The 7,940-nt window shown below is 38.6% G+C and carries 8 protein-coding genes, 2 tRNA genes and 1 rRNA gene; 10 read left to right on the top strand and 1 reads right to left on the bottom strand.

Features of this window, described 5'->3' with window-relative positions; translation table 11 throughout:
* From rrf to pheA, 10 genes are all read left to right on the top strand, one after another.
* Positions 1 to 76 (top strand): 5S ribosomal RNA (gene rrf / locus LKE05_RS08550); the annotation flags it as partial.
* 5 nt (positions 77 to 81) lie between these two features.
* Positions 82 to 156, top strand: a tRNA-Glu gene (locus tag LKE05_RS08545).
* A gap of 51 nt (positions 157 to 207) precedes the next feature.
* Positions 208 to 284, top strand: a tRNA-Ile gene (locus LKE05_RS08540).
* Between the two features lie 94 nt (positions 285 to 378).
* Complete coding sequence (locus LKE05_RS08535) at positions 379 to 537, top strand: hypothetical protein (protein WP_308456544.1); 159 nt, start codon at positions 379 to 381, stop codon at positions 535 to 537.
* A 22-nt stretch (positions 538 to 559) separates the two neighbouring features.
* On the top strand, positions 560 to 823 hold the full coding sequence (locus tag LKE05_RS08530) for a hypothetical protein (RefSeq protein ID WP_308456543.1): 264 nt from the start codon (positions 560 to 562) through the stop codon (positions 821 to 823).
* 95 nt (positions 824 to 918) lie between these two features.
* Positions 919 to 1,833 carry an S-layer homology domain-containing protein gene (locus tag LKE05_RS08525; protein ID WP_308456542.1) on the top strand — a complete coding sequence of 305 codons (915 nt, stop codon included), beginning with the start codon at positions 919 to 921 and terminating at the stop codon, positions 1,831 to 1,833.
* Positions 1,834 to 1,849: 16 nt separating this feature from the next.
* Positions 1,850 to 2,164 carry a TfoX/Sxy family protein gene (locus tag LKE05_RS08520; protein WP_308456541.1) on the top strand — a complete coding sequence of 105 codons (315 nt, stop codon included), beginning with the start codon at positions 1,850 to 1,852 and terminating at the stop codon, positions 2,162 to 2,164.
* A gap of 56 nt (positions 2,165 to 2,220) precedes the next feature.
* Positions 2,221 to 3,330: a hypothetical protein gene (locus LKE05_RS08515; RefSeq protein WP_308456540.1), complete on the top strand. Its 1,110-nt coding sequence runs from the start codon at positions 2,221 to 2,223 to the stop codon at positions 3,328 to 3,330.
* A 75-nt stretch (positions 3,331 to 3,405) separates the two neighbouring features.
* On the top strand, positions 3,406 to 4,425 hold the full coding sequence (gene aroF / locus LKE05_RS08510; protein WP_022229170.1) for a 3-deoxy-7-phosphoheptulonate synthase: 1,020 nt from the start codon (positions 3,406 to 3,408) through the stop codon (positions 4,423 to 4,425).
* Between the two features lie 89 nt (positions 4,426 to 4,514).
* A complete protein-coding gene (gene pheA, locus LKE05_RS08505; protein ID WP_022229171.1) occupies positions 4,515 to 5,327 on the top strand; it encodes a prephenate dehydratase in 813 nt (270 codons plus the stop codon).
* 42 nt (positions 5,328 to 5,369) lie between these two features.
* Here the strand turns inward: pheA and LKE05_RS08500 are convergent, their stop codons facing one another.
* The gene (locus LKE05_RS08500; protein ID WP_308456539.1) at positions 5,370 to 7,931 is read right to left on the bottom strand and encodes an NYN domain-containing protein; all 2,562 of its coding nucleotides are present in this window, start codon (positions 7,929 to 7,931) and stop codon (positions 5,370 to 5,372) included.
* Between the last annotated feature and the right edge of the window lie 9 nt (positions 7,932 to 7,940).

Genomic DNA, 7,940 nt, shown 5'->3' with positions numbered 1-7,940 from the left:
GAACACAGAAGTTAAGCTCCTTAACGTCGATGATACTTGGTGGGTGACTGCCTGGGAAAGTAGAAAGTTGCCGGAACTCATGGCCCGTTGGTCAAGCGGTTAAGACACCGCCCTTTCACGGCGGTAACGCGGGTTCGATTCCCGCACGGGTCACCAACATTTTAAACAGCCTTTCTTGTAAAGGCTGTTTAATCTATTTAATATTATGGACCATTAGCTCAGTTGGTTAGAGCATCCGGCTCATAACCGGACGGCCCTAGGTTCGAGTCCTAGATGGTCCACCATAAAATAAATCGCATTTTTATGCGGTTTATTTTTGTATATACACCTTTTTATACAAATGCTGATTGGATTTTATTGATGAGAAGGATGAAAATAATGAAGAGATTAGAGTTTTATTGGTCTTCAAATCCCGATTGCTGGGCATGGAAACCAAATGGAATGAGAGTAATAAAGCCCGATGCCACAAAGGAGGCGCAAGAGAGTTACAAACATTATTTAGAACAGACATCCGGAGAACAGGGAAAATCATTATAAACATAAATATTGAGGTATTTTTATGAGTGAATTATTTGATAAATGGGAAGACGATATAAAAAAGTATTGTGAAATTAATAATTTAAGTTTTGAAAAAGCCAAGAATATGGCGAAATGTTGGGGAAAAGATGATTTGATTTTACAATATTATGATAGTTCAAAAAATAATGGAAAAGGTTTAAATGATGAGATACCTCTGCCGATTGTGTTAAAAATTAAAAAGAAAGATAACGTATTGATATTTGAACAAACGGAATATACCAATAAATATTTATCTAAAAATTAATTACTATTAGTTTTTTGAATTTTAGTAAAAAAATATTGACAAAATATAATTTTACATATATTATGATAACAAATAATAGCAAGGGAGAAATAAATATGAAAAAATTAATATGTTTGTTGGTGATATGTGCTAATTTAGTGGGAGTAGCAGTTAATGTATCGGCGTATTCGGATTATGATACAGAAGAAACAAGATTTTTAAGGATTATGGACATTATGAACGGTTACGAGGACGGAATATTTAAACCTTATAATGTACTTACGCGCTCTGAAGCTATAAGAATAGTTGATGATATGATGGGATTCAGCGATGAAACATCATATACAGAAAAAGAAAATTCAGATTTACCGTTTAGTGACATATCAAAGGATTCGTGGGATTGGAAGTATTGGAATTATGCGTACTGTAACAGTGTGATAAGTGGATTTGAAGATGGTACGGCACGACCTAATGATAATGTAACGTATGCACAATTTGTAAAAATGTTGGTTACATCAATAGGATATGACTTTTATTCAGAGGCAGTTGGAGGATATCCGAACGGTTACTTCAAATATGCTGAAAATTTTAATATTACAGATGATATAAATTTGAATTATGATGATACTATTACTCGCGCATCAGCGGCATTATTAGCCCAAAGAACAATGAACACACCAATAATGGAGTTTATTTCTAAACCAATATCAACAATATTGTCGGAACAAAAAAGTGAATTTGTTGAAAGTAAAATCTATAACGGTACAGGTGCAGATTACAGAACACTTCTTACAAAAAAGAAATGTTATAATGCTGATGTAATCATTGAAAGCATATCGGGCGATATTACTACGGCGAAAATAGTCAATGCAAGAAATTTTTGCGACAAAGAATACAATGGTACGGAAAATTACAGTTTTGAGTTAAACACAAACGGATATGAATTATCAGAAAATGAAAAATACAATGTGGTTGTGGAATGCGTTGATAACAATTATATTTTAAAATTTGTATATGAAAGTGATATATAAGAAAAAGGAGAAACAGATGGCATCGAGTAAAGAATTTTTAGAATACATATTAGAGCAATTATCGGAGTTAGAGGAAATAGCGTACAGGGCGATGATGGGGGAGTACATTATTTACTACAAAGGCAGAATTGCCGGCGGAATATATGATGACCGACTGCTTATAAAACCTGTTAAATCGGCTATTGACTATGTTTCTGACATTCGGTACGAAGTACCTTATGAGGGTGCGAAAGAAATGATTTTAATAGAAGAAGTTGACAACAAAGAATATTTAACCGAATTATTTAAGGCGATATATGACGACTTACCGACACCGAAAAAGAAAAAATAACCAATATTGAAAACACCTCAATATTATGGTATAATTCATATAATGAGGTGAGAGAGATGAAAGTAAAGGAAATATGTGATTATTCGGGTTCAACATTGCTTGGAATGAACGGCGGAATGGTTGAGAGTCCCGATTCAAAAAGAATTATATATGCACGCAAAGCAGACTTGACAAAGCCTGAAACGGAAATATGGATATGCGACAGGGGTTTTGAAAATCATCGCAAAGTATATGATGTACACTGCGGCAATCACAACGGCCCGTCAGCAACCTTTATAACAAACAGCCTTATAGTTTTTCGTGATGTGGAATTTGAGGGAATAGCCGGCAAAGAACCGTCTATATGTGTATTCCGTATACTCGATGTTGATACGGGTGAGGTTAAGTACAAAATTCGCGGCAAAGAAAGTCATTGTGCGGAAAACGGCAAGTATCCGTTTTCAATATCGACAGAATATCTTGACAAAAATCCCGATTATCCCGAAATTAATTCGTGCGGAATTTACATACTTGATGTTGAAAGCGGAAAAATAATGCTTGTTGCAACAGAGGAAGATATTTTAAATATGGTAAGGGAACACGGTCTTACTCCGAACGAGCATACCGCGTCTGTCAGCCACGTTCAGCTAAATCCGTCCGCAACGGCAGTTATGATGCGCTTGGGCGTAAAGGACTGCCCTGTATTCGGTGCGTTGGGTTGCATAGATTTAGACACTAAAAAAACGCATATGATAGCGGACAAGCCTGTACATCAGCTTTGGTTTGACGATGACACATATATGGCTACACGTCAGTTTAATCAAGGCAGACACATTGAAATGGAAACAAGCTACATTGCACGTTTTTCAAAGGACGGAGAGGAATTAGAAGTGCTTGGCGGAATTTCAAATCATATGGACGGAAGTTTTGACAGAAAATATTTTGCCGGTGACAGATGTTATCCCGACTTTGCACCGAATGTTTATTTGTACAAGCGAGGTGACAAAAATCCGATTGCAACTTTTGAAATATCGAAGGACGAATACACCACATGGAAACTTCAGGTACATCCAAATCCGTCGTTTTCGCGTGACGGAAAGCGGCTGTACTTTAATAAACAGTGCAAATGTTACAACGGAAAATACAGAACGGTAGCTGTTTTTGCAGATATTTCTGAAATTATTTAAAACTAACTTGCAAAAATTGTCCTTTTTTGCTATACTGTATATGTTGTAATTATTAAAGAAAGAATGTGAACATAAATGATTATTATTATGAAAGAATCCGCATCGGCAAAGGAAATCGAGAGTGTTGAAAAACTACTTGCCGAGTTCGGATTCCAAACGCACCCTATTCAAGGCGAAAAGAAAACAGTTATCGGCGCAATCGGCGACAAGCGTCTTTTAAGTATGAATCAAATTCTTACTATGGACGGTGTTGAAAACGTTGTTCCGATTATGAAACCATATAAACTTGCATCTAAGGAGCTTCACAAAGAACCGTCAGTTATCGAAATCGGTCACGGAATAACAGTCGGTGGCAAGCAGCTTGCAGTATTTGCAGGTCCTTGCGCAATCGAAAGCCAGGAACAGTTCACAACTGTATCAAAGGCTGTTAAGGCCTCGGGTGCAAACATTCTTCGCGGCGGTGCGTTCAAGCCTCGTTCATCACCATATTCATTCCAAGGTCTTGAGGGTGACGGCTTGAAGATTATGTACAACAGCGGTCAGGAACTTAATATGCCTATCTGTACTGAAGTACTTGATACAAGAGATGTTGAACTTGTTGCAAAGTATGCTGATATTATGCAAATCGGTGCAAGAAATATGCAGAACTTCAAACTTCTTCGCGAAGTCGGTAAGTGCGACAAGCCTATACTTCTAAAGAGAGGTCTTGCTTGTACTATGGAAGAGTGGCTAATGGCTGCCGAATATATTATGTCTGAGGGTAATGAAAAGGTAATCCTTTGCGAAAGAGGTATCAGAACATACGAAACTGCTACAAGAAATACATTTGACCTTTCGGCAATTCCTGTTTCAAAGGAACTTTCTCATCTTCCTATTATTGCCGATCCGAGCCATGCAACAGGTACATATAAGTATGTTCCGGCTATTGCAAAAGGTGCTATTGCGGCAGGTGCTGACGGTCTTATGATTGAAGTTCATAACTGCCCTGAAAAGGCTGCGTCAGACGGCGCTCAATCGCTTACACCTGAAAAGTTTGACAAGCTTATGAAGGAGCTTGATCCAATCGCGAAGGCAGTAAATAAGATTCTATTATAAGAAATTTATAGGCTGGATGAAGTTGCCCACATTGTGTGAACAATTTTATTTCAGCCTTTCGTTTTATTGAAGGGAGTTATTGACTTAATATGTTAGGTTATCTTGGTCCGAACGGAACATTTTCACATCAGGCGGCTATGGAATGGTCTGAGGGTAAAGAAGAAATAAAGGAGTTTTCAACGATTTATTCTGTAATTTTGGCGGTTGAAAAAGGCGAAATTGACAGGGCAATCGTGCCGATTGAAAATTCTATTGACGGAAGTATCAACACAACTTTGGATACTCTTGCTTTTGATGTGGATTTATATATAACAGGTGAATACATTCTTCATATAAGCGAAAATCTTATGGTTAAAAAAGGTGTAAAGAAAGAGGATATAAAAATTATCACTTCCCACCCTCAACCGATAGGACAGTGTTCAAAATTATTGTCACACGAATTTGCGGATGTGAAAATTGAATTTGCCGATTCAACTGCGTCTGCGGCAAAACGTGTAAAAGAATCGGACGGCTCTGTGGCGTGTATCGGCTCACCGAACAGTGCAAAAATTTATGACCTTGATATTTTGTGTCACGACTGCGGTGACGACGCAAATAATTCAACTCGATTTGTTATTATTGAAAAAACACCGAATAAGACAGTTACAGGTCACGATAAGTCATCAATCGTATTTGCGATTGATAATAAACCGGGCAGCTTGTACAGTGCGATTGAGCTTTTGGCGAAGTCCGGAATTAATATGACTAAAATCGAGTCACGTCCTATGAAAAAGGAACTCGGTAAGTATGTGTTCTTCATTGATATTGACGGCAATATTGATGATGCGTCAATTTACTTTGCACTTGATAAAGTAAGACAGAATACATTTTTCTATAAATTTCTCGGATCATATAATTACTAAAATGCGAAATATTAAAAAAGGAAGTTTTGAAAACTTCCTTTTTTAGTTTGAATTTATAATATCCATAATAGTTTTTTCGGCGAGTTTTACTTCCTGCAACAGTTCATTTGCGGAAAGTCGTGTCGCACCGTTGCCTAGAATGATAATTTGTTCAAGGTTATCCGAAGTGGCAACACGCACACGATGTTTTTTACCGATTTTATGTGTGATTTTTTCAATATACATATCGGCGGTTTCAGCCTCTTTTGTGTACACAACGTTTATATTATGAATTTTTTCGGTACTGCCGACATTTCCTTTAACTTTATACGCATCAAAAACAAGTATTAAATTGCATTGCTTAAAGCCTTGATAATTGCAAAGAATATCAATCAGTCGGTCACGCGCCATATTAAGGTTATCTTTGGCGAGTTCTTTCAGTTCGTCCCACGCAAAAATTATATTGTAACCGTCTACAAGCAAATATTCGTCACCTAATTTAACAGGCTTTGATTTTTGATGGCTTTTTCGGTCGGGAGTGGATTTCTTTACAGTGTATGACGCTACTTTACGGCGTACAGGACCGTATGTACGTTCAAAAATCTGCATAAGCTCATTATCATCGGCAACCATATTGATGTAGTCGTTTGCACGCTGATAGACGTTTTCTTCTTCATCATCGTCTTGGTCAAGCTTTATGCCGTCAATGTGCATATGGTCGTAAACCTTATCCCACTTTACAACAAAGCCTGCACCGTGCGAACAGAAAACCGAATCGGCGGGATTTTCAATATCGGTTTCGCTGTCGTAACCGATTTCGGCAATCACTTCTTCGGTATTGTGGCAAGGCTCATAACCGCTTAAAATACAGTTTAATCTGCCTTTGCCGTGCGTGTAACCTGTTACGTCCATTTGATAGTCACGCATTGTCGCAACGGGTGCAGAGCCTGAAATTCGCGTCATATCACCGATTGTTTCGGGTTGACTGAATGTACCGCCCATTTGCTGAATGTCGGTCATTGCACGTCCTACGTTTTCGGTAGGTATTTCAAGATGAAATTCGTACCAAGGCTCAAGCAAAACACTTTCAGCCATTTTTAAGCCTTGACGTACCGCACGATAAGTAGCTTGACGGAAGTCGCCGCCCTCCGTATGTTTTTGGTGTGCACGTCCTGCGATAAGCGTTATTTTTATATCGGTAATCGGTGAGCCTGTCAGAACACCGATATGTGCTTTTTCTTTTAGATGGGTGAGAATAAGTCGTTGCCAGTTGCGGTCAAGACTGTCCTCACTGCAATTTACCGCAAACTGCATACCGCTGCCTTTTTCAGTCGGCTCCATAAGTAAATGCACTTCAGCATAATGCCTTAACGGCTCATAATGTCCGACACCCTCAACAGGTGCGGCTATTGTTTCACGATACGCAATACCGCCGTGACTGAATTCAATATCAATACCGAATCTCTCTTTTATAATTCGTTTTAAAACTTCAAGCTGAACTTCGCCCATAACTTGAACGTGAATTTCCTGCAACTGTTCGTTCCATATTATATGAAGCTGTGGGTCTTCGTCCTCCAAATGACGTAATTCGGTAAGTGCTGTATGCACGTCAATACCGTCCGTAAGCTCCATACGGTACGTCAAAACAGGCTCAAGAACGGCATTTTTTGAATCAGGCTCACAACCTATTCCTTCACCGGAATATGTCTGTGTAAGACCTGTTACGGCACAAACCGTACCGGGGAATGCCTCGTCAACCGCTTGGAATTTTGCACCGGAATAAATTCTGATTTGATTTACTTTTTCCGACCACTCATTTTTCTTGTTACCCTTTAAAAGTGTTTTTACCTTTAAAGTACCGCCGGTAATTTTCATATAAGTAAGACGTGTGCCTTGCTCATCTTCGGCAATTTTGAATACCTTTGCACCGAATTTGTCATCGTAAATAATTTGTCTGGTGTACAGTTCAAGTCCTTCAAGAAATTCCGATACACCTTCCATTTTAAGTGCAGAGCCGAAATAGCACGGGAATATTTTTCTTTGTACAACGGCATTTCTTATGTCTTGATTTTTGACAGTACCGTCCGCAAGAAATGTATTCATTATAGATTCGTCACACATAGCGAGCGATTCTCTGAAATCTTCATTTTCAGGATTTTGCGTAAAATCAATACAACCGTCCGAAAATCTTGTATGCAATTCATCAAGAACGGCGTTTCTGTCGGCGTTTAGGTCCATTTTGTTCACGAATATAAATGTAGGTACATTGTATCGTGCCAAAAGCCGCCATAGTGTTTCTGTATGATTTTGTATCCCGTCCGTACCGCTTATAACGAGGATTGCGTAATCAAGCACGCTCAAAGTACGCTCCATTTCGGTAGAAAAGTCAACGTGACCGGGAGTGTCAAGTAAAGTAAATTCTGTGTCACGAAAACGCATAACGGCTTGCTTTGAAAATATCGTAATGCCCTTGTCGCGTTCAATTTCGTGTGAATCGAGAAATGCGTCACCATGGTCAACACGACCGATTTTTCGTATTTCACCTGCACTGTATAACATTCCCTCAGATAGCGTAGTTTTACCCGAGTCAACGTGTGCAAGTATTCCAATTACAACTCTGTTCATATCATCTCT

The sequence above is a fragment of the Hominilimicola fabiformis genome (genome assembly GCF_020687385.1).
Lineage (GTDB): Bacteria > Bacillota > Clostridia > UBA1381 > UBA1381 > Hominilimicola > Hominilimicola fabiformis.
This window is presented reverse-complemented; position numbering and strand designations above follow the sequence as displayed.